This is a genomic window from Streptomyces sp. NPDC046859 (genome assembly GCF_040645135.1).
In the GTDB taxonomy this organism is placed as follows: domain Bacteria; phylum Actinomycetota; class Actinomycetes; order Streptomycetales; family Streptomycetaceae; genus Streptomyces.
This window is the reverse complement of the sequence record NZ_JBEYXR010000004.1, coordinates 207738-228435: the sequence shown is the minus strand read 5'-3', so window position 1 is coordinate 228435 and position 20698 is coordinate 207738. Positions and strand designations below refer to the sequence as shown.

Genomic DNA, 20698 nt, shown 5'->3' with positions numbered 1-20698 from the left:
GTGAGGGGGGACGCCCATGGGGCCGACCGCGGTGCGGGTCACGGCGATCGCCAGTCTGACGCCGCTCGAGGAGCTGGACGCCGACCCCTTCCTGGTGGACTCCCGCAGCCAGCACGCCATGTGCGCCCACTGGGCCGCCGCCCACGGGTACGTCGTCGCGCGCGAGCTCCTGGTCCGCCGGCTGCGCACCGACCACAGCGTGCTGTGGGACGGCGTGCGCCCCGGCCTCGACCTGTTCGTGGCGCCCAGCCGCCGCGTCCTGGAGAGCGCCCTGTCCTCCGTCGAGGAGTTCACCGCCGAGTGCGCCCGGCGCGGGGTCCGGGTGGAGACCGTGGGCGGCGCGGAGCCGTCGTACGACGCGCAGATGAAGGCCCGCGTGCACCGCAGACTGTCCATGCCGACGGCCGGCTACGACGGGCGCTGAGCCCGCGCACCCGGGCTGACCAGGGAACCCCCGAGGCCGTACGGCCGTTGTGTCAGGCTGGGGCCCAGGGCGGGCCGGACGTGAGGTGGACTGGACGTGCGTGGTGGGCGCTGGCGGCGGATCGCCAGTCAGATCGGGCGGAGCGTCGCCGTGTGGGCGGTGTCCACCGTCACCATGCTCGTGCTCGCCGGCCTCCTGCCCGACTTCCAGCTCCAGTCGCCCGACGGTGACAGCGCCACCGACATCGCGGTCACCGCGGCCCTCGGGGCCGGCGCCTTCGGTCTGCTCTCGGCGGTGTTCTGGCCGCTCCTCGTCCGCCTCCTGCTGCTCGTGCCCGCCCTGGTGCTCGGCCTGCTGGTCTTCGTCCTCAACGGCGTCCTGCTGAGCGTCGCCCTGCGCCTGGTGCCCTCCGGCGACAGCGAGGCCGCCCCCGAGACCGCCGTCATCGTCGCCGCCGTCATGTCCGCCGTGGCCTCCGCGACCGGCGCCGCCCTCGCCGTACGCGACGACGACGCCTACCGGCGCCGCCTGTACCGGCTGGCCGACCGCCGCAGACGCGCCCTGCCGCCCGGCCCGTCCAGCCCCGGCACCGTCTTCGTGCAACTCGACGGCGTCGGCCACGACGTGCTGCGCGCCGCCGTCGACAAGGGCCTGATGCCGACCGTCACCCGCTGGCTGGGCGGCGCCCACACCTCCCACCGGCTCACCCCCTGGCGCACCGACTGGTCCAGCCAGACCGGCGCCAGCCAGCTCGGCATCCTGCACGGCAGCACCTACGACATCCCCGCCTTCCGCTGGTACGAGAAGGCCGGCCGCGAGGTCATGGTCTGCAACCGGCCCACCAGCGCCGCCGAACTGCAGCGCCGCGCCGTCGACCGCACCGGCGACCCCGGCCTGCTCGCCGCCGACGGAGCCAGCCGGGGCAACCTGTTCAGCGGCGGCGCCGGCGAACAGGCCCTCGTGCTGTCCATCGCCACCCGGCGCCGCAGCCGCGAGAACCGCTCCCGCTCCGGCTACTTCGCCTACTTCTCCGACCCGGCCAACGCCGTGCGCACCGCCCTGTCGTTCGTCGCCGAGGTCGCCCGTGAGATCGGGCAGTCCACCCGGTCCCGCGCCCGCAGGGTCCGCCCGCGCGTCGGCCGCGGCGGCCTCTACCCGCTCATCCGCGCCTTCGCGACCGTCGTCGAACGGGACGTCGTCGTCGCCGCCGTCATGGGCGACATGCTCGCCGGCCGCACCGCCGTCTACGCCGACCTCGTGGCCTACGACGAGGTGGCCCACCACTCCGGTCCGCACAGCGGCGACGCCGAGAAGGTCCTCGCCCGCCTGGACCGGTCCCTCGCCCTCATCGAGAACGTCGCCGAGCACGCCCCGCGCCCGTACCGGATCGTCGTGCTCTCCGACCACGGGCAGAGCCCCGGCGAGACCTTCCGCTCCCGCTACGGGCTGGGCCTCGGTGACCTGGTGCGGGCCGGCTGCGGGCTGCCCGTGCCGCGCCGGGCCCGGCGCACCCACAGCGGCGCGGAGGCCCGCGCCGCCGTGCGCGCCGCGCTGCGCCGCCCCGTCGAGGAGGGCGCCGGGCAGCACCGCCCGCCGCGCCGCTCCGAACCGATCGTGCTGGCCTCCGGCAACCTCGGCCTGGTCTCCTTCCCGGACGTGCCGCACCGCATGACCAAGGAGGAGATCGACGCCCGCCACCCGGCGCTGCTGACCACGCTCGCCAACCACCCGGGCATCGGCTTCCTGCTGGTGCGCAGCGAGCGGTACGGCGGGGTCGTGCTCGGCGCGTACGGCGCCGAGATCCCGCTGGACCGGTTGGACGAGGACCCCGGCCCGCTGGAGGTGTTCGGGCCGCACGCCGCCGACGCCGTCCGCCGCACCCACTCCTTCCCGAACACCGCCGACATCATGGTCAACTCCGCCTACGACCCGGCCGACGGCGAGGTCCTCGCCTTCGAGGAGCAGATCGGCTCGCACGGCGGGCTCGGCGGCGCGCAGGGCGAGCCGTTCCTGCTGTCGCCGCTCGCCTTCTCCGCACCCGTGGACGACGGCACGGACCTGGTCGGCGCCGAGTCCGTGCACCGGGTGCTGCGCCGCTGGCTGCGTGAGGCGGACGGACCGCAGGTGCCGGTGGCGACCCGGCCGCAGGAGCGGGCCGCCTGAAAAACCGGCTGCGTGCGGCGGCGCACGGCCACACACTGTTCGAGTCGCATTCCTCGAACACCCCCAAGGAGCCCCTGCCTTGCAGGCAGCCGTCACCGTCACGCCCTCCCGCGTCCCGGACCTCCTCCTCGGCCTCGCCACCGTGCGGCCCGTCTTCCTCTGGGGCGCCCCCGGCATCGGAAAGTCCTCCCTGGTCAGGGAGTTCGCCGAATCCCTGGGCCTGGAGTGCGTGAGCCTGCTGGGCACCCAGCTCGCGCCGGAGGACCTGATCGGAGTGCCGCAGATCCGTGACGGGCGCTCGGTGTTCTGCCCGCCCGAGGCGATCGCCCGCGACGAGCCGTACTGCCTGTTCCTGGACGAGCTGAACGCGGCCACCCCGGATGTGCAGAAGGCGTTCTACTCGCTGATCCTGGACCGCCGTATCGGCGACTACGAGCTGCCCGCGGGGTCCATCGTCATCGGCGCCGGCAACCGGGCCACGGACAACGCGCTCGCCCGGCCCATCGCGTCCGCCCTGGTCAACCGCCTCACCCATGTGCACCTGGAGGCGTCCGCGAAGGACTGGCTCACCTGGGCCGCGGGGAACGGCATCCACCCGTGGATCCTCGACCACCTCACCGACCGCCCCGACCACCTGTGGTCGAAACCGCCGAAGACCGAGGAGCCCTTCTCCACGCCGCGCTCCTGGCACATGCTCTCCGACGCCCTGCACTCCTTCGGCCGGGACCTCGACGAGGAGACCCTGAAGGTGCTGGCGCACGGCACCCTGACACCGGCGCACGCCACCGCTTTCTGCGGCTACGTCAAGATCGTGCGCAGCCAGTACGGCATCGAGGCCATCATCAAGGGCGACGCCCGCTGGCCGCACCGGATGCAGGACCGCGACCTGCTCTACTACCTCGCCGAGTCGTTCCGCGGCCGGCTGATCAAGGAGCTGCCGGCCGGCAAGGACCACATGTCGGCCGCGGGGCGCCAGACCGCCTACCGCGCCAAGGCGCTGCTGGTGCAGCTCGCGGAGATCTCCGTGGAGGTCGCCCAGAGCGTCATCGCCTCCGACACGGACGGCAACCCCGTCCTGCCGTCCTGGTTCCTCGTGGAGGCGGCCCGGGACATGCCCCGGCTGGTGGAGGCGCGGCGATGAGCCGCCCCCAGGACAAGCGGAAGGGGAGCAGGAAGCGGGACCTCGCCGCCGAGGCGTTCGCCGAGGGCCTGCGGCTGGTGCGGGCCAACCCGGCCCTCGCCACCGTCGAGTTCACCGTCTGCCGCCAGGAGGCATGCGGCCTGGCACCCCGGGACGGGCTCGTCCGCGTCGACTCCGGCGGCGAGCTGCACGCCCATCCGCACCGGCTCGCCGAACCCGCCGCCTGGGCCTGGGCGATCGCGCACGCCGTCCTGCACCTCGGCTTCGGGCACGTCCCGTCGAGGAAGGGCCCGCCGGCGCAGCCCGACCGCGCCGACCTGGCCGCCCGCTGCGTCGTCGTCAACCGGTTCCTGCTCAGCTTCCCCGTCGGCGCCGCGCCCGACCACCTGCCGGTGGCGTACCCCGACGGCGACGAGGAGCAGCTGGCCGCCCGCTGGCGCCGCGACGGCGTCCCGCCCGCCTACGAGCGCTGCGGCACGGCGGGCCCCGAACCCGACCTGCTGCTCGTGGAGTGGAAGGGCTGGTACGGCTCGCCCCCGGACCACCAGCTCGCCTTCGCGACCGCTCTGACCCGGACCGTGTCCACCGCGATGGACGTGGCGGGCGGCCGCCGCGACTCCATGGCCGGCGAGCCCGTGAAGAAGCGGCCCTGGCAGTGGGCCCTGGAGTGGTTCATCAGCTCCTACCCGCTGCTCGGCGGCCTCGCGGCCGGCATCAAGCTGGTCGCCGACGCCGAACTGGCCCGCGCACACGGCATCTCCGTCGCCGCCGTCAACGCCCAGGCCGGCGAGATCTACCTCAACCCGCTGCGGACGTTCGAGGACGAGGAGTGGCGGTTCATCCTCGCCCACGAGATGCTGCACGCCGCCCTGCGCCACGGCGACCGCTGCGGCCCCCGCGACCCGTACCTGTTCAACGTCGCCTGCGACTACGTCGTCAACGGCTGGCTGCGGGACATGCAGGTCGGGCAGATGCCCGAAGGGCTGCTGTACGACGCCCGGTTCGGCGGCCTGTCCGCCGAGGAGGTGTACGACCGGATCGCCGGCGACCTGCGCCGGATGCGCCGGCTGGCCACCCTGCGCGGCAAGGGCGCCGGTGACGTGCTCGGCACCCCGCTCGGCCCGCCCGGGGCGTACTGCGACCTCGACGAGTTCTACCGCCGGGGCCTCGCGCAGGGCCTCGACCTGCACCAGCGGCAGCAGCGCGGTTTCCTGCCCGGCGGCCTGGTCCAGGAGATCCGCGCCCTCAGCCACCCGCCGCTGCCCTGGGACGCGCGGCTCGCCCGCTGGTTCGACGAGTTCGTGCCCCGCCCGGAGCCGCTGCGCAGCTACGCCCGCCCCGCCCGCCGGCAGGCGTCCACGCCGGACATCCCGCGGGCCGGACGCCGGTACCCGCCCGAGGAGATCGCCCGCTGCACCTTCGGTGTCGTCCTGGACACCTCCGGCTCCATGAGCGCCGGCCTGCTCGGCAAGGCGCTGGGCGCGATCGCCTCGTACGCCGAGGCGCGGGACGTCCCCGCGGCACGGGTCGTCTTCTGCGACGCCGGCCCTTACGACGCCGGCTACCTGGCGGTGAGCGACATCGCGGGACGGGTCCGGGTGCGGGGCCGGGGCGGCACGGTCCTGCAGCCCGGGATCGACCTCCTGGAGCGCGCCGACGACTTCCCGCCCGGCGCGCCCGTGCTCGTCATCACCGACGCCGACTGCGACGTGCTGCGGGTGCGGCGCGAGCACGCGTACCTGATCCCGCCGGGGCGGCGGCTGCCGTTCACCCCACGGGGGGCGGTCTTCCGGGTGAGTTGAGCCGGAGTGTGATCGGATGGGGGGCACGGGCCCCGCGAGAACGGGCCCACACGCGAAAGGAAGAACCGTGGCTACCACGCGCTCCGCACACACCGTCTGGGAAGGCAACCTGACCGAGGGCAGCGGTGTCGTCAACTTCGACTCCTCCGGTGCCATCGCCGCGCAGCCGGTCACGTGGGCCTCCCGCTCCCAGGACGCGAACGGCAAGACCAGCCCGGAGGAGCTGATCGCCGCCGCTCACTCCAGCTGCTTCTCCATGGCCCTCTCGCACGCCCTGAACGGTGCGGGCACCCCGCCCACCAAGCTCGTCACCTCGGCGGACGTCAGCTTCCAGCCGGGTGAGGGCATCACCGGCATCCACCTCAACGTCGAGGGCACCGTGCCGGGCATCGACAACGACGCCTTCGTCGCCGCCGCCGAGGACGCCAAGGCCAACTGCCCGGTGAGCCAGGCGCTGAGCGGCACGACGATCACGCTGTCCGCGAAGCTCGCCTGACGCCGCGCTGAGCGCCCGCTCAGTGCCGTGCGGCGCCCTTCCGCCCGGGTCCCGGTCCCATTGACAAGGACCCGCTCGCGTCTTGTGCTGGAGTTCAAGGGGCTCCCGGGCGGAAGGGGACAGCGATGGCACGCGCGGTCGGGATCGATCTCGGGACCACGAACTCGGTGGTCGCCGTCCTGGAGGGCGGCGAGCCGACGGTCGTCGCCAATGCCGAGGGGGCCCGGACGACTCCCTCGGTCGTGGCCTTCGCCAAGAACGGCGAGGTGCTCGTCGGTGAGGTGGCCAAACGGCAGGCGGTGACCAACGTCGACCGCACCGCCCGCTCCGTGAAGCGGCACATGGGCGACACGGCCTGGCGCTTCCCCGAGAAGGGCGACGTGGACGGCACCCGGTACCGGGCGCAGGAGCTGTCCGCCCGCGTCCTGCAGAAACTGAAGCGGGACGCCGAGTCCTACCTCGGCGAGGACGTCACCGACGCGGTGATCACCGTACCCGCCTACTTCGACGACTCCCAGCGGCAGGCCACCAAGGAGGCCGGGGAGATCGCCGGCCTGAAAGTCCTCAGGATCATCAACGAGCCCACGGCCGCCGCCCTCGCCTACGGCCTCGACCGGGGCGAGGAGCAGACGGTCCTGGTCTTCGACCTCGGCGGCGGAACCTTCGACGTCTCCCTGCTGGAGATCGGCGACGGCGTCATCGAGGTCAAGGCCACCAACGGCGACACCCACCTCGGCGGCGACGACTGGGACCAGCGGGTCGTCGAGTACCTGGTGAAGAAGTTCAAGGGCGAGAACGGCATCGACCTCGGCGGCGACAAGATGGCCCTGCAGCGGCTGCGCGAGGGCGCCGAGAAAGCCAAGATCGAACTGTCCAGCTCCACCGAGACGACGATCAACCTGCCGTACGTCACCGCCTCCGCCGAAGGCCCCCTGCACCTGGACGAGAAGCTGACCCGGGCCCAGTTCCAGGAGCTCACCGCGGACCTCCTCGACCGCTGCAGGACCCCCTTCCACCAAGCGGTCAAGGACGCCGGCATCAAGCTGTCCGCCGTCGACCACGTCATCCTCGTCGGCGGCTCCACCCGGATGCCGGCCGTCACCGACCTGGTCAGGGAACTCACCGGGAAGGACCCGCACAAGGGCGTCAACCCCGACGAGGTCGTCGCCGTCGGCGCGGCCCTCCAGGCCGGCGTCATCCGCGGCGACGTCAAGGACGTCCTGCTGCTCGACGTCACACCGCTGTCCCTGGGCATCGAGACCAAGGGCGGCATCATGACGAAGCTCATCGAGCGCAACACGACGATCCCCACCCGGCGTTCGGAGATCTTCACCACCGCCGCCGACAACCAGCCGTCCGTCGGCATCCAGGTCTACCAGGGCGAACGCGAGATCGCCGCCTACAACAAGAAGCTCGGCGTCTTCGACCTCACCGGGCTGCCCCCGGCCCCGCGCGGGCTGCCGCAGATCGAGGTCGCCTTCGACATCGACGCCAACGGGATCATGCACGTCTCCGCCAAGGACCTGGCGACGGGCCGCGAGCAGAAGATGACCGTGACCGGCGGCTCGGCCCTGCCCAAGGACGACATCGACCGGATGATGCGGGAGGCCGAGCAGTACGCGGACGAGGACCGCAAACGCCGGGAGGCGGCGGAGACCAGGAACCAGGCCGAGCAACTCGTCTACCAGACCGAGAACTTCCTCCGCGACAACGGCGACCGGATCCCCGCCGAGGTCCGCGCGGAGGTCGAACCGGCGATCACGGAGGTCAAGGAGCTGCTGGAGGGGAACGCCGAGACGACCGCACTGCGCACCGGGGTCGAGAAACTCGCCACGGTCAGCCAGAAGATGGGCCAGGCGATGTACGCCCAGACCGCGCAGACGTCCGCCGACGGCGCCTCGGGACCCGGCGGGGACCAGAGCCGGCCGCGGGAGGACGACGGCGTGGTGGACGCGGAGATCGTCGACGACGACAAGGACACGAAGGACACGAAGGACACGAAGGACGCGACCTAGAGGCGGCCTGGCGTGGGCGCGGCCGGCAGCGTGGCGCAGACCGCGTCGAGGACGGCCGCGTACGGCGTGCCGGCCGCGCTGAGACGGCCGCGCAGCCGCTCCAGGCAGTCCCGATGCTCCCGCAGGAGGTCGTCGGTGCCGGTGCGGGACGAGAACTCCAGTACGGCGGGCAGGAAGTCGGGCAGCTCCTCGCCGGTGAACTCCAGGCCGTTCGCGTGGTAGAGCTCCTTCAGTCGCTCCAGCGAGATGCCGCGCCGCCGGGCGTCCCCGTCGCGCCACCACGTCAGGTAGAGGCTGTGCCCGTGCTCCAGGTCGAACACCTCGACGTAGTGCGCGGCCAGTTCACGCGGCGGGGTGACCGCCGCGTGGTCGGTGAACGCGCGCAGCTGCGGGGCGGCTTCGCGCAACAGGGGCAGCCGTGCCCGGAAGTCGTCGTCCGGGTAGGTCAGGCAGAGCGCGGCCGCCTGGTACAGCACCTCGTAGGAGGACATCAGATCTCCTCGGCCTCGGGTGTGCGGGTCGTGCGGATCACGGCGGGGGACTCCGCCGCCGGTACCACGGTCCGCTCCTCGTCCGGAGCGGTCGCCAGCAGCCGGTACAGCTCCTCCAGCGCCTGGGCCCGCAGGCCCACGGCGGCGGGCACCGACGGGTCCGGTTCCTCCCCGAGGTCGACCGCCCGCATATGGGACCGCATCGCGGCGAGCCGCCGCAGCGCCGACCGGACCGGGCCGACGTCACCGGCCGTGAACAGTTCCGCCAGCTCCTCCAGGGGGATGCGCAGCGTGTCGACGGCACCGAACAGGCTCCGCGGTTCGCCGCCGTCGTGACCGCCGTCCGCGAGGGCGTCCACGACGGGCGACAGCGGCGGGACGTACCAGACCATCGGCAGCGTCCGGTCCTCCGGATGCGGCGGCAGTGCCACCCGGTAGGTGCTGATCAACGCGCGCACGGGAGAGCGGCGCGCCGCCTCCAGCCAGTCGCCGGTGATCCCGGCCCGCTCGCAGGCCAGGCGCACCATCACGTCCTCCGGGTCGAGGAACACGCCCAACTGCGCCTTGTACAGGTCCTGTTCGCGGGCGCTCGACGCGGCGGCCCGCACCTTGTCCGCGTCGTACAGCATGACGCCGAGGTACGGCACCCCACCCACGCAGGTCTCCGAGGAGTACGCGCACCCGCTCGCACCCGGCGGACACGCCTCCCCACAGAGCGGGTTGAGGCAATGCGCGCAGGACGGCCGGAGCGAGACCCGGAGAGGCTGCTCGAACGCGAGGCGCGCCCCGGCCGCCGGGCCGCCGCCGTACGTCCGCGGCCGGTCGGGGCGCCGGACCTGCGGGACTTCGGTGGGGCGGGTGAAGGGGCCGGTGAGCCCGCGCAGCCGTCCGCCGCCGTTGCGCGGCCGGAGTCTGCCACGCCGGGTCAGCTCCCAGCCGCCGTGCCGGACGGTCCCCGCCGACGGGCGGGCCGCCGCGCAGCCGGGGCAGCCGGCACAGGTGTCCAGGTTGATCACCGTCGCGATCCGGGCCATGGGGCGCATCGCTACTCGACCTCCTGGCGGGGGCGGCGGATCACGGTCGCCTCGTCGCCGGAACCGCATGTGAGCCCAGGGCACGACACCCCGTGGCGACCGCCGAGAAGACCGGTCGGCTTGAGGACGGCTCCGGTGGCCCGGGTTCCGGAGAGAGCGGTGTCCGGCGCGCGGCGCGTGTGGACGGTCCCGGCCGGCATCCGGTACGAGACGGCCGCCCGCGCCAGGGTCACACCGTCGGGGCCGGCGGCCTCCACCAGGTCACCGTCGGCGACGCCGATCGCCTCGGCGTCCTCGGGGGACAGCCACAGGTACGCGCCACCGCTCACCAGGGCAGGCAGGAACAGGTCGTCCGGGTGGGCGCAGTGGACGGACCACCGGTCGTGCGGGGTGAGTCGGCGGACCGGCACCTCCACCTGCCCGCCGGGACCGCGCCGGGCCACCCCGAGCAGGGCGTTCACGTCCAGGGGCGGCCGGTGCACGGGCAGGGACTCGCCGAGCTCGTGGGCCCAGTCGTGGTCCAGGAAGAGGTGCCGGAGCCCGGTACGGACGTGCCCCGGCACGGGATCGGGGGCGGGCGCGGCGAACTCGGCTCCGACCGCCGTGTAGTCCCGCTCGACGACGCTCAGCTGCGGCATGGTCCGGCCCGGCACCGGCGTGCAGGCGCCGTGCCGCCAGTCCCGGACGGTCCCGGCCGGTGCGGTGGTGCCGGGGGCGCCGTCCGGGAGCGGCGTCGCCACCAGGTCCTCGCGGACGCCGAGGTGCCCGGCGGCCAGGGCGCCGATCCGCCCGGCCAGCGCCGTGAACGTGTCGGACTCGGTGCGGCCCCGGCCCGGTTGCCCGTCGGCGGTGGGCAGCACGACGTCCGCCAGGCAGGTGGACGCGGTCTCGGTGCCGTCCAGGGACAGCAGCAGGTCGAGCTTGCCCTCCGGTGCCGGCTCGCGCCAGGTCACGTCGCGCGGCCGTATCCCCTCGGGGGACCGCGCGGAGGACGCGGTCCCCAGCAGGCACCGGATGCCGTCCTCACCGACCGGACCGAGCGCCTCGCCTCCGCCCAGCGTCAGCACCCGCGGCCAGTTCTCCGGCGCGTCCGGGTCCTCGCAGGCGAAGCCCAGCGTGCCGGCGCGAAGGTCGGCGACCACCCGGGCCACCGCGTCGCCGAAGGTGCCGCCCAGGTCCAGGGGGTTGCGGCCGAACGCCGGGTACGCCGCCGTCCACCCCGTCCGCGCCGCCAGCGCCAGGCAGTCCGCACCCGTCAGACCCGCGAGCCGCCCCCGGCCGAGCGGTGAGGCGAGGACGTCGGCCGTGCACGACTCGTGCCGCCAGCGGCCGGTGTGCAGGAACCAGTACGCCGCCGGGTCCATCCGGCGCACCGGCCGCGACCCGCCCGCCGGGTCCTCGGACGCGTCCCGGGCGCCGGGGTCCGGGCAGCCGGTGAGCGTGAGCAGGGCGAGGACCGCGCGGTGGACGGTGTCCGCGTGGAACAGGCGGCGGCTGGCGGCCCCCGTCAGGATCGCGCAGCGGCCGCGCGACCGTTCCGCGGTGCGCGCGAACTCGCGGGCGATCCGTACACACGCGGCGGCCGGGACCGAGGTGTGCGTCTCCTGCCAGGCGGGCGTGCCCGGGGTGTCCGCGTCTGCGTACGACTCCGGCCAGTGGCCCGGGAGCCCCGGCCGGGCCACCCCGTACCGGGCCAGCAGCAGGTCGAACACGGTCGTCACCAGCGGCCCGCTCACACCGCCGAGCCGGGTCACCGGGACACCCCGGCGTACGGTTCCGGCTCGGCCGCCGGCGCCGAAGTGGGGGAGGAGGACCTCGACCCCGGCCGACACCTCACGGCCGTACAGGCTCAGCGCCGGGGACCTGACCGCCGGTCCGGTGCCGCCGTCGGGGACGGCCGCGCGGCCGGTGGCCTCGTCCAGTACGACCGCCCGGCCCTCGGCGTTCTCGCCCCGGCGCCCCAGGTCGGCCGCGCGCAGGAAGGTGCCGGGCGCGTACGTGCCGTCGGCGCGCTCCTCCAGGGTGACCAGGAACGGCAGATCCGTGCACCGGCGCGCATGGTCCACGAAGAACGGCGTCGCGCGGTCGACGAAGAACTCCTCGAGGACGACGTGCCCCATCGCCAGGGCCAGCGCCCCGTCCGTGCCGGGGTGCGGATGCAGCACCTCGTCGGCGAGCCGGGTACCGGGCGCCCGCTCGTCGGGGGCGATCGCCACGACCTTCTGGCCCCGGTAGCGGGCCCGCGCCAGCCGCCGCGCGTCCGCGCCACGGGTCACCGGGAGGTCCCCGCCCCACACCAGCAGATACGCCGCGTCCGCCCAGTCGTGCCCCGGCGGGGACGCGGCGGACACCAGCACCGGCGCGCCGATCAGCGTGTGGAAGCGGGCGCCCGGCGCGTCGGCCGGGAACAGCCCGGCGATCCGGTCGGGGCCGTACGCCCCGAGGGTGTGGACGTACGCCGCCGCGACCAGTTCGACGGCCTCGTCCCATCCCGCCCGCTCCAGCCCGCCCCCGCCGCGCGCCCGCTGGTACCGTCGGCGGCGCTCCGGGTCGCCCTGGACGTCCGCCCAGGCCAGCACCGGGTCCCGCAGCCGCCGCCTGGCCTCCCGGTACGGCTCCAGGAGCGCGCCGCGCACACGCGGGTCCCGGAGCGGGCCGGCCGGCGGCGCCGGGCCCGGCGCCCCGGGCGGCGCGGGCGATATCGCGGTGTCGGTCACAGGCGCTCCCTTGCTCGGCCCTGGTGTGACGAACCTAGGGCGGGGCGGGGGAGCGCACCCGTTCACGGCGCCCGTACGGGTCAGGGCTTGCGGGCGACCCCCGCGTACACCGGCACGATGCCCTCCGCCTGCGCGGCCACGTCCTGCGGCTCGGGACGCCGGCCGTGGAACGGGCTGGTGTCGATCCGGGTGGGCGCCGGCTCGGAAGCGGGCATGCGGTGCTCTCCTCGGACGCTCGACGAACGTGGACGACGGCCTCTGTCTCAGTACTCCTCGCGGAACTCCCGCAGCAGCTTCTCGGTGCGCTCGGCCGACGCGGCGGCCGTGGACATGTGGTCCAGCACCTCCAGGTGCGCGGCGACCTCCTCCCGCGAGTCCAGGTACAGCGCGCCGGACAGGTACTCCGTGGTGACCATGTCCGGCAGCTCCGGCTCGGCGAAGCGGAACAGCGAGAACGGCGCGTACGTCCCGGGGTGCGGGCCCGACGCGAACTCGGCGATCTGCAGGGTCACCCGGTCGCGCTCGGCGAACTCCAGCAGCTTGTCCACCTGCTCGCGCATCACCTGGGAGGTGTCGCCGACCGGCCGCCGCAGCACCGTCTCGTCCATGATCACCCACAGGTGGGGCGGGTCGGGGCGCTCCAGCAGCCGCTGCCGTTCCATCCGCAGCGACACATGCCGCTCGATCGCCTCGGGGCCCTTCTGCGCGATCGTCCCGTTCATCAACACGTCGCGCGCGTACGCCTCGGTCTGGAGCAGGCCCGGCACGAAGTGCGGCTCGTAGGAGCGGATGATCCGGGCGGCGCCCTCCAGGCTCACGTACAGGCTGAACCAGTCCGGCAGCACGTCGTGGAACCGCTGCCACCAGCCCGGCTCGTTGGCCTCCTCGGCCAGCGCGAGGAACGCGGCGGCCTCGTCCTCCGGCACGCCGTACGTCTCCAGCAGCACCTGCACGTACGGGATCTTCAGCGCGACCTCGGCCGTCTCCATCCGCCGGACCGTCGCCGCCGCCACCCGCAGGACCCGCGCCGCCTCGTCGCGGCCCAGTCCGGCCGCCTCCCGCAGCTCCTGAAGGCGTTTGCCGAGCACCACCTGGCCCACGGTCGGCGCCGGACGCCGCTCACTCACGCCACGCCTCCCCACGCGCCGGAAGTAACGGGTGCAGTCTGCCACGACCCGGCGCGGCGCGGGGTACGGCCGCCCGGGCGTCATGACCCGGCGGGTAATCGACGGGCCCGCCGTCGCGCGGGACCGTGGGGGCACCGGGTTCCGGGCCGGCGCACTCCGGCCCGGGACCCGGCCCCCGCACCGCCACTCGACCCGACGGAGGGTGATTCGTCATGTCCGCCACCTCGCTCACCGCGCTCGCCCGGACCTCCCACCCGCAGACCGCGCTGCGCCGCTTCCTGGCCCTGGACGCCGTGGTGACCGGGGCGAACGGTCTCGCCTACCTCGTGGCCTCCGGCCCCCTCGGCCGTCTCCTCGGCGTCGGCCAGGGGCTGCTGCTCGCCCTCGGCGCCCTCCTCGCGGCGTACGCGGGCGGGGTGGCGCTGCTCGCCTCGCGGGCCCGCCCGGCGGGCCTCGGGGTGCGGGCCGTCGTCGAGACCAACCTCGCCTGGGCGGTGCTCAGTGTCGTCGCCCTCGCGCTGTGGCTGACGCCGACCACCGCGGGCTCCGTGTGGACCGTTCTGCAGGCGGCCGTCGTCGCCGGGTTCGCCGCACTGCAGTACGCGGCGCTGAGGCTCCGTCAGGAGGACAGCGACTGAAGGTACTTGACCGTCGCCGGGTCGGCCGGGAGCAGCGTCTCGATGGCCAGCTCGGCGACGGTCACGTCCATCGGGGTGTTGAACGTGGAGATGGAGGACGTGAACGACAGCACCCGGCCGTCGTGCTCGATCCGCATCGGCAGCGCGAAGTACGCGACCGGGTCCGCCGGGGTCTCCTCCCGCGGCGCCTTCTCGGGCACCGGATAGGCGGCGACCTCCTCGTGGAGCCGGCGCAGCGGCTCGGAGCGGCGCAGCGCGATCTGCCGCTCCATCTGGGCGAGGAGGTGCCCCCGCCACTCCCGCAGATTGACGATGCGCGGCGCCAGCCCCTCCGGATGCAGGGTCAGACGCATCGCGTTGAGCGGCGGCTCCAGCAGATGCCCGGGGATGCCGTCGAGGAGCATCAGGACCCCGCGGTTGGCCGCGTGCACGTCGTACAGCGCGTCCACCACGAGCGCCGGGTAGGGCTCGTAGCCCTGGATCAGGCGCTCCATGCCGGCGCGCAGCGCGTCCAGCGCCGGGTCGTCCAGCGGGGTCTCCGGGTAGTGGGGGGCGTACCCCGCGGCCAGCAGCAGCGCGTTGCGCTCGCGCACCGGCACGTCCAGGTGCTCGGCGAGCCGCAGCACCATCTCCTCGCTGGGCCGGGAGCGGCCCGTCTCGACGAAGCTGATGTGCCGTGCCGAGGAGCCGGCGCGCAGCGCCAACTCCAGCTGGCTGACCCGGCGCTGCTCGCGCCAGGCCCGCAGCAGGGGACCCACGCCCCGGTCGGCGGGGGCGGCCGGGGCGGACGGGAGGGCGGTCATGGGACGACCGTAGCCGAGGCGGGCGCGGACCGGTGACCAGGACCGGGCCCCGCGCGCTGTGGCAGGCTGAGGACGAACCCTCCCGTCTGCTGGAAGGAGCGAGGCCATGGCTGTCGAACCGCTGTCGCAGAAGGAGATCGAGGACCGGCTCGCCGAGCTGCCCGGCTGGTCCGGGGACGGCGACCGTATCGCCCGCTCCTACCGGCTGGCCTCGCACTTCGCCGCCACCGCGATGGTCGTGCACATCGCCCAGGTGCAGGAGGAGCTCGACCACCACTCCGACCTCACCCTCGGCTACCACACGGTGTCGCTCACCGTGAACACCCACACCGTCGGCGGTGTGACCGAGAAGGACTTCGCGCTCGCCCGCCGGATCGAGGCCCTGGCCCCCGTCCACGGCGCGCAGTGACGGCCGTGCTGGACTACGACAAGGAAGCGGAGCGCTACGACGCCTCGCGCGGCGGTGAGGCCAGGGCGCGGGCCGCGGCCGGGGCCGTACGGGGCTTCCTCCCCGAGGGCACCCGGCGGCTGCTCGACGTGGCCTGCGGCACCGGCATCGTCACCCGCCTGCTCGCGGGCGCGGACGGTCTGTCGGTGACCGGGGTCGACCTGGCCCCCGCCATGGCCCGGCTGGCCGCGGCACGGCTGCCCGGCTCGATACTCCTCGCCGACGCCCGCAGGCTGCCGTTCCGGGACGGCAGCTTCGACGCCGTCAGCAGTGTGTGGCTCCTCCACCTGGCGGCGACCTCCGGGGACGTCCGCACCCTGGTCGGCGAGTGCGCCCGCGTCCTGCGGCCGGGCGGGGTGTACGTCACCACCGTCGGCAAGGCCGCCGCGCACAACGTGGGCAGCGACATCGACGCCGTCCTCGCCGCCCGCCCCCGCAGCCCGGCGATGGACGAGGCCGCCCGAGTGCGGTCCTACGCCCACGACCACGGCCTCCTCCCCGCCGGACAGGCCCGCTTCACCGGCCACGGCCAGGGCCGCAGCCCCCGGCGCACGGTGGCCGACCTGCGCCGCGGCTGGTTCGGCACCCTCCCACCCGGTGACCCACTCTCCGAGACCTTCGCCGGCCGCCTGTCCGCCCTCCCCGACCAGGACCGCCCCCGCCCGGACCCGGTCTTCACGATCGTGGCGTTCCGCAAGCCGGAGTGACGCTCCCGTCGGCACCGCGTGGGCGGTCGCCGTGGGGCGGTGCGTCTTCGGGCGCCGGTGGGGGTGGAGAGGGGAGGCTGAGGGGCATGGCGCATCATCACGAGCACACCGACATCGACTGGGGCGAGATGGGCCCGCGGCTGGAGGCCCAGGCCGAGCTGTTCATGCCCCTGTACGAGCACGCCATGGCGTGGCTCGCCAAGCGGCAGACCGAGCCGGGGCTGGTCGTCGACGCGGGCAGCGGGCCGGGGGTCGTGGCCTGTCTGCTGGCCGACACCTTCCCGGGGGCCCGGATCGTCGCGGTCGACGCCTCGCGGCCCCTGCTGGACCAAGCCCGGGAGAGGGCCGAGCGGCTCGGGGTCGCGGACCGCTTCGACACGCTCGCCGGTGAACTGCCCGGCGTCCTGGGCGATCTGGACTATCCCGCCGACCTGTTGTGGGCGGGCCGCAGCCTGCACCATCTGGGCGACCAGCGGGCCGCGCTGGCCGCCTTCGCCGAGCGGCTCGCCTTCGGCGGCACCCTGGCCCTGCAGGAGGGTGGTCTGCCCACCCGGTTCCTGCCGCGCGACATCGGCTTCGGGCGCCCGGGGCTCCAGGCGCGGCTCGACGCGGTGGAGGGGGAGTGGTTCGCGCGGATGCGGGCCGAGCTGCCCGGTTCCGTCGCCGAGACGGAGGACTGGACCGCCCTGCTGGCCGCCGCCGGACTGCGCCCCAGCGGCACCCGGACCTTCCTGCTGGACCTGCCGGCCCCGACCACGGACCGCGCCCGCGCGTACGCCGTCGAATCCCTCACCCGCACCCGCGAGGTCCTGGGCGACCGGCTGGACGCCGACGACCGCGCCACCCTCGACCGGTTGCTCGACCCGGGTGACGAGGCGAGCGTCCACCACCGCCCGGACGTGTTCGTCCTGGCGGCGCAGACGGTGTTCACGGCCGTCCGTGCGCGATGAAGTCCCTGCTAAAAAGGGCGACTTGACTTCGAGAACGCTCCAAGTGATGGACTCCCCCTCAGCCACGCACCGACACACAGGGGGACCACCATGACCGATTCTCCGGCCGCGCTGATCACCGGCGGCGGCAGCGGCATCGGCGCCGCCGTCGCACGGCGCCTGCTGGACGCCGGCCACCGGGTCGCCGTCACCGGCCGCGGCGAGGAGCGCCTGCGGCGCTTCGCCGACGAAGTGGGACGGCCCGGGGAACTGCTGACCCTCGTGGGCGACTCCGCCCGGTACGAGGACGTCCGGGCCGCGGTGGACACCACGCTCAAGGCGTTCGGCCGGCTGGACACGGTCGTCGCCAACGCCGGTTTCGCCACGCACGACTCGGTCGCCCAGGGAGACCCGGCCGGCTGGCCGGAGATGGTGCTGACCAACGTCCTGGGCCCGGCCCTGCTGATCCGCGCCTCGATCGACGCCCTCAAGGAGAGCCGCGGCCGGATCGTGCTGGTCGGCAGCGTCGCCGGCTTCGTGCCGACGCCCGGCAACCTCTACGGCGCGACGAAGTGGGCGGTGACCGGGCTCGCCGAGAACACCAGGCGCGAGGTCACGGCGTGGGGGGTCGGGGTCACGCTCATCGCACCGGGGCGCGTCGAGACGCCCTTCTGGGACGGCCTCGGCAGCCTGCCCCCGGGGCATCTGCTGACCGCCGACCAGATCGCGGACTCGGTGGTGTGGGCCGTCCGGCAGCCCGAGGGAGTGGACGTCAACACCGTCGTCGTACGGCCGCTCGGGCAGCCCAACTGACCCGGCGGGAGACCCCGGAACGGCCGGGCCGCCGCTCGCGACAGGCGAGCGGCGGCCGGGCCGTTCACGCGGTGGACGCCTCAGGCGGCGTTGAACTCGGCCGGGTCGGGGCCGAGCCGCCGGTCCTCGTTCAGCGCGCTGATCGCGGCGAGGTCCTCGTCGTCGAGGCTGAAGTCGAACACCTCGATGTTCTCCTTGATCCGCGACGGCGTCACGGACTTCGGGATCACCACGTTGCCGAGCTGCAGATGCCAGCGCAGCACGATCTGGGCCGGGGTCCGGCCGTGCTTGCGCGCGATCGCGACGATCGCCGGAACCTCCAGCAGCCCCTTGCCCGAGCCGAGCGGCGACCACGCCTCGGTGGCGATGCCCTTCTCTGCGTGGAACGCCCGCGCGGCGTGCTGCTGCAGGTGCGGGTGCAGTTCGATCTGGTTGACCGCCGGCACGACCGAGGTCTCCTCGATCAGCCGCTCCAGGTGCTCCGGGAAGAAGTTGGACACGCCGATCGCGCGGACCCGCCCGTCGGCGAGCAGCTTCTCGAACGCCTTGTAGGTGTCCACGTACAACCCGCGCGCCGGTGTGGGCCAGTGGATGAGGTAGAGGTCGACGTACTCCAGGCCCAGCTTCTCCAGCGACGTGTCGAAGGCGCGCAGCGTGGAGTCGTAGCCGTGGTCGCTGTTCCAGACCTTGGTGGTGACGAAGACGTCCTCGCGGGGGACGCCGGAGGTGGCGACGGCCTTGCCGGTGCCCGTCTCGTTGCCGTAGATCGCCGCTGTGTCGATGCTGCGGTACCCGGCCTCCAGCGCGGCCGCGACCGCCCGCTCGGCCTCGTCGTCCGGCACCTGCCAGACGCCGAAGCCCAGCTGGGGCATCTCGACGCCGTTGTTGAGGATGATCGGGGGGACCTTGCTGCTCACGAGCTCTTGATCCTTACGGTTGCCGACAGGTTGGACTCCCATCGTCAACGATCACGGGCCGTCACGCATTCCTGACCGGAGAAAAACCCGGACTCAGGCCCGGTACAGCGCCTCCACCTCGGTGGCGTACGCGCTCTCGATCGCCTTGCGCTTCAGCTTCAGCGACGGGGTGAGCAGCCCGTGCTCCTCGGTGAACGGCTGGGCCAGGATCCGGAAGGTGCGGATGGACTCGGCCTGCGAGACCAGCGTGTTCGCGGCGACGACCGCGCGCCGCACCTCGGTCTCCAGATCCGGGTCGCGGACCAGCTCCGCCGGTGACATCGGGCGCTTGGCGCGCATCGCCAGCCAGTGCTCGACGGCCTCCTGGTCGAGGGTGACCAGGGCGGCGATGTACGGGCGGTCGTTGCCGACGACGATGCACTGCGCGACCAGCGGGTGGTCGCGCACCCGCTCCTCCAGGACGCCCGGCGAGACGCTCTTGCCGCCGGAGGTCACGAGGATCTCCTTCTTGCGGCCGGTGATGGTGAGGTAGCCGTCCTCGTCGAGGCTGCCCAGGTCGCCGGTGGCGAGCCAGCCGTCGTGCAGCGTCTGGTCGGTGGCCTTCTGGTTGTTCAGATAGCCGAGGAAGACGTTGCTGCCGTTGAGCCAGATCTCGCCGTCGTCGGCGATGTGGACGGTGACGCCCGGGACGGGCTGGCCGACCGTGCCGTACCGGGTGCGTCCGGGCGGGTTGGCCGTCGCGGCCGCCGTGGACTCGGTGAGGCCGTAACCCTCGTAGATCTGGATGCCCGCGCCCGCGAAGAACAGCCCGAGCCGCCGGTCCATCGCCGAGCCGCCCGACATCGCGTGCCGGATCCGGCCACCCATGGCGGCGCGCATCTTGGAGTACACGAGCTTGTCGAAGAGCTGGTGCTGCATGCGCAGCCCCGCCGAGGGGCCCGGCCCGATGCCCCACGCCTTGGCCTCGACGGCGTCGGCGTACCTCACGGCCACGTCGACGGCCTTCTCGAAGGCGCCGGACCTGCCCTCCTTCTCGGCCTTGCGCCGGGCGGCGTTGAAGACCTTCTCGAAGATGTACGGCACGGCCAGGAAGAACGTGGGCCGGAACGCGGCGAGGTCGGGCAGCAGCGCCGCCGCGTGCATCTGCGGCTGGTGGCCGAACCGCACCCTGCCGCGGATCGCGGCGACCTCCACCATCCGCCCGAAGACGTGCGCGAGCGGCAGGAACAGCAGGGTCGCCGCCTCGTCGCCCTTCTTCGAGTGGAACACCGGCTCCCAGCGCTCGATGACCGTGTCGGCCTCGTACATCAGGTTGCCGTGCGAGATGACACAGCCCTTGGGGCGGCCCGTCGTGCCGGACGTGTAGATCACCGTGGCGATGGACTCGGGGGTGACCGCCTGCCGGTGCCGGTGGACGACCTCGTCGTCGAGGTGCGCGCCCGCGTCGTACAGCTCCTGCACGGCGCCCGCGTCGAGCTGCCACATCTCGTGCAGCCGGGGCAGCCGGTCGATGACGGTGGCGATCGTCATCGCGTGGTCCTCGTGCTCCACGATCGCCGCCGAGCACTCGGCGTCGTACAGCATCCAGAAGCACTGCTCGGCCGAGGAGGTCGGGTAGATCGGGACGACCTGGGCGCCGATGGTCCACAGCGCGAAGTCGAACAGGGTCCACTCGTAGCGGGTGCGGGACATGAGCGCGACCCGGTCGCCGAAGCGGATGCCGCGGGCGAGCATCCCCTTGGCGAGGGCCAGCACCTCGTCGCGGAACTCGGCGGCGGTGACGTCCTGCCACTGGCCGTTCCCGTCCTTGCGGCCGAGGACCACGTACCGGGGTTCCTCCTGGGCATGCTCGAAGACGACGTCGGCCAGGCCGCCCACCGGCGGTGCCAACGCCAACGGAGGGTTGGTGAACTCGCGCAAACCCCGCTCCCCGCTCCGATCGCATCGGCTGACGCTCAGCACAGGGCGTGAAAGCTACCCCACCCGTCATGCGGGCGGGAGGGGGCCGAAAATCGACGGGTGCTCAGGTTTGC

The 20698-nt window shown here is 73.8% G+C and carries 18 protein-coding genes and 1 pseudogene; 11 read left to right on the top strand and 8 right to left on the bottom strand.

What is annotated here, in order from left to right; translation table 11 throughout:
• The first annotated feature begins 16 nt into the window (after window positions 1-16).
• From ABZ899_RS07330 to dnaK, 6 genes are all read left to right on the top strand, one after another.
• Window positions 17-424 carry a hypothetical protein gene (locus ABZ899_RS07330; protein WP_361342016.1) on the top strand — a complete coding sequence of 136 codons (408 nt, stop codon included), beginning with the start codon at window positions 17-19 and terminating at the stop codon, window positions 422-424.
• 150 nt (window positions 425-574) lie between these two features.
• The gene (locus ABZ899_RS07325; protein WP_361342513.1) at window positions 575-2587 is read left to right on the top strand and encodes a phage holin family protein; all 2013 of its coding nucleotides are present in this window, start codon (window positions 575-577) and stop codon (window positions 2585-2587) included.
• Window positions 2588-2666: 79 nt separating this feature from the next.
• Entirely contained in the window at window positions 2667-3728 is a 1062-nt protein-coding gene (locus tag ABZ899_RS07320) for a MoxR family ATPase (protein WP_361342014.1), read from the top strand.
• On the top strand, window positions 3725-5530 hold the full coding sequence (locus ABZ899_RS07315) for a hypothetical protein (protein ID WP_361342012.1): 1806 nt from the start codon (window positions 3725-3727) through the stop codon (window positions 5528-5530). The genes ABZ899_RS07320 and ABZ899_RS07315 overlap by 4 nt, the downstream gene beginning before the upstream one ends.
• A 67-nt stretch (window positions 5531-5597) precedes the next feature.
• Window positions 5598-6026 carry an OsmC family protein gene (locus ABZ899_RS07310; protein WP_361342009.1) on the top strand — a complete coding sequence of 143 codons (429 nt, stop codon included), beginning with the start codon at window positions 5598-5600 and terminating at the stop codon, window positions 6024-6026.
• 125 nt (window positions 6027-6151) lie between these two features.
• Window positions 6152-8041 carry a molecular chaperone DnaK gene (gene dnaK, locus ABZ899_RS07305; RefSeq protein ID WP_361342007.1) on the top strand — a complete coding sequence of 630 codons (1890 nt, stop codon included), beginning with the start codon at window positions 6152-6154 and terminating at the stop codon, window positions 8039-8041.
• Here dnaK and narJ read toward each other — a convergent pair.
• The 5 genes and pseudogenes from narJ to ABZ899_RS07280 form a co-directional block, all read right to left on the bottom strand.
• Window positions 8038-8532 (bottom strand): nitrate reductase molybdenum cofactor assembly chaperone, encoded by a 495-nt coding sequence (gene narJ, locus ABZ899_RS07300; protein ID WP_361342005.1) that lies wholly within the window; start codon window positions 8530-8532, stop codon window positions 8038-8040. The two genes, dnaK and narJ, sit on opposite strands and share 4 nt — an antisense overlap.
• Complete coding sequence (locus ABZ899_RS07295) at window positions 8532-9575, bottom strand: hypothetical protein (protein WP_361342002.1); 1044 nt, start codon at window positions 9573-9575, stop codon at window positions 8532-8534. The genes narJ and ABZ899_RS07295 overlap by 1 nt, the downstream gene beginning before the upstream one ends.
• Before the next feature lie 2 nt (window positions 9576-9577).
• A complete protein-coding gene (locus ABZ899_RS07290; RefSeq protein WP_361342511.1) occupies window positions 9578-12268 on the bottom strand; it encodes a molybdopterin-dependent oxidoreductase in 2691 nt (896 codons plus the stop codon).
• A 95-nt stretch (window positions 12269-12363) separates the two neighbouring features.
• Window positions 12364-12447, bottom strand: a pseudogene (locus ABZ899_RS07285) (SAM-dependent methyltransferase); the annotation flags it as partial.
• 99 nt (window positions 12448-12546) lie between these two features.
• Window positions 12547-13410, bottom strand: a complete 864-nt coding sequence (locus ABZ899_RS07280; protein ID WP_361341999.1) for a DUF5753 domain-containing protein — start codon at window positions 13408-13410, stop codon at window positions 12547-12549.
• A 212-nt stretch (window positions 13411-13622) separates the two neighbouring features.
• Here ABZ899_RS07280 and ABZ899_RS07275 point away from each other — a divergent pair, with 212 nt between their 5' ends.
• On the top strand, window positions 13623-14048 hold the full coding sequence (locus ABZ899_RS07275) for a hypothetical protein (RefSeq protein WP_361341996.1): 426 nt from the start codon (window positions 13623-13625) through the stop codon (window positions 14046-14048).
• On the opposite strand, the gene ABZ899_RS07270 is transcribed toward ABZ899_RS07275, so the two are convergent.
• On the bottom strand, window positions 14030-14851 hold the full coding sequence (locus ABZ899_RS07270) for a helix-turn-helix transcriptional regulator (protein ID WP_361341993.1): 822 nt from the start codon (window positions 14849-14851) through the stop codon (window positions 14030-14032). The two genes, ABZ899_RS07275 and ABZ899_RS07270, sit on opposite strands and share 19 nt — an antisense overlap.
• Before the next feature lie 106 nt (window positions 14852-14957).
• Between ABZ899_RS07270 and ABZ899_RS07265 the strand changes: the two genes are divergently transcribed.
• The 4 genes from ABZ899_RS07265 to ABZ899_RS07250 all read left to right on the top strand — a co-directional run bounded on the left by ABZ899_RS07265 (window position 14958) and on the right by ABZ899_RS07250 (window position 17748).
• The gene (locus ABZ899_RS07265; protein ID WP_361341990.1) at window positions 14958-15260 is read left to right on the top strand and encodes a 4a-hydroxytetrahydrobiopterin dehydratase; all 303 of its coding nucleotides are present in this window, start codon (window positions 14958-14960) and stop codon (window positions 15258-15260) included.
• Window positions 15261-15265: 5 nt separating this feature from the next.
• Window positions 15266-16006 (top strand): class I SAM-dependent methyltransferase, encoded by a 741-nt coding sequence (locus ABZ899_RS07260; protein ID WP_361341987.1) that lies wholly within the window; start codon window positions 15266-15268, stop codon window positions 16004-16006.
• Window positions 16007-16092: 86 nt separating this feature from the next.
• Window positions 16093-16956, top strand: a complete 864-nt coding sequence (locus ABZ899_RS07255; protein ID WP_361341984.1) for a class I SAM-dependent methyltransferase — start codon at window positions 16093-16095, stop codon at window positions 16954-16956.
• Between the two features lie 90 nt (window positions 16957-17046).
• A complete protein-coding gene (locus tag ABZ899_RS07250; protein ID WP_361341981.1) occupies window positions 17047-17748 on the top strand; it encodes an SDR family oxidoreductase in 702 nt (233 codons plus the stop codon).
• Between the two features lie 80 nt (window positions 17749-17828).
• Here ABZ899_RS07250 and ABZ899_RS07245 read toward each other — a convergent pair whose 3' ends face one another.
• Both ABZ899_RS07245 and ABZ899_RS07240 read right to left on the bottom strand, forming a co-directional pair.
• Window positions 17829-18665, bottom strand: a complete 837-nt coding sequence (locus tag ABZ899_RS07245) for an aldo/keto reductase (protein ID WP_361341979.1) — start codon at window positions 18663-18665, stop codon at window positions 17829-17831.
• Window positions 18666-18758: 93 nt separating this feature from the next.
• Window positions 18759-20585: an AMP-dependent synthetase/ligase gene (locus ABZ899_RS07240; RefSeq protein ID WP_361341976.1), complete on the bottom strand. Its 1827-nt coding sequence runs from the start codon at window positions 20583-20585 to the stop codon at window positions 18759-18761.
• Between the last annotated feature and the right edge of the window lie 113 nt (window positions 20586-20698).

What these genes read in the sequence shown, in the direction of transcription:
- ABZ899_RS07330 (WP_361342016.1), top strand. Translation starts at nt 17, where the DNA reads ATGGGGCCGACCGCGGTGCGGGTCACGGCGATCGCCAGTCTGACGCCG.
- ABZ899_RS07315 (WP_361342012.1), top strand. Translation starts at nt 3,725, where the DNA reads ATGAGCCGCCCCCAGGACAAGCGGAAGGGGAGCAGGAAGCGGGACCTC.
- dnaK (WP_361342007.1), top strand. Translation starts at nt 6,152, where the DNA reads ATGGCACGCGCGGTCGGGATCGATCTCGGGACCACGAACTCGGTGGTC.
- narJ (WP_361342005.1), bottom strand. Translation starts at nt 8,532, where the DNA reads ATGTCCTCCTACGAGGTGCTGTACCAGGCGGCCGCGCTCTGCCTGACC.
- ABZ899_RS07295 (WP_361342002.1), bottom strand. Translation starts at nt 9,575, where the DNA reads ATGCGCCCCATGGCCCGGATCGCGACGGTGATCAACCTGGACACCTGT.
- ABZ899_RS07275 (WP_361341996.1), top strand. Translation starts at nt 13,623, where the DNA reads ATGTCCGCCACCTCGCTCACCGCGCTCGCCCGGACCTCCCACCCGCAG.
- ABZ899_RS07270 (WP_361341993.1), bottom strand. Translation starts at nt 14,851, where the DNA reads ATGACCGCCCTCCCGTCCGCCCCGGCCGCCCCCGCCGACCGGGGCGTG.
- ABZ899_RS07265 (WP_361341990.1), top strand. Translation starts at nt 14,958, where the DNA reads ATGGCTGTCGAACCGCTGTCGCAGAAGGAGATCGAGGACCGGCTCGCC.
- ABZ899_RS07255 (WP_361341984.1), top strand. Translation starts at nt 16,093, where the DNA reads ATGGCGCATCATCACGAGCACACCGACATCGACTGGGGCGAGATGGGC.
- ABZ899_RS07250 (WP_361341981.1), top strand. Translation starts at nt 17,047, where the DNA reads ATGACCGATTCTCCGGCCGCGCTGATCACCGGCGGCGGCAGCGGCATC.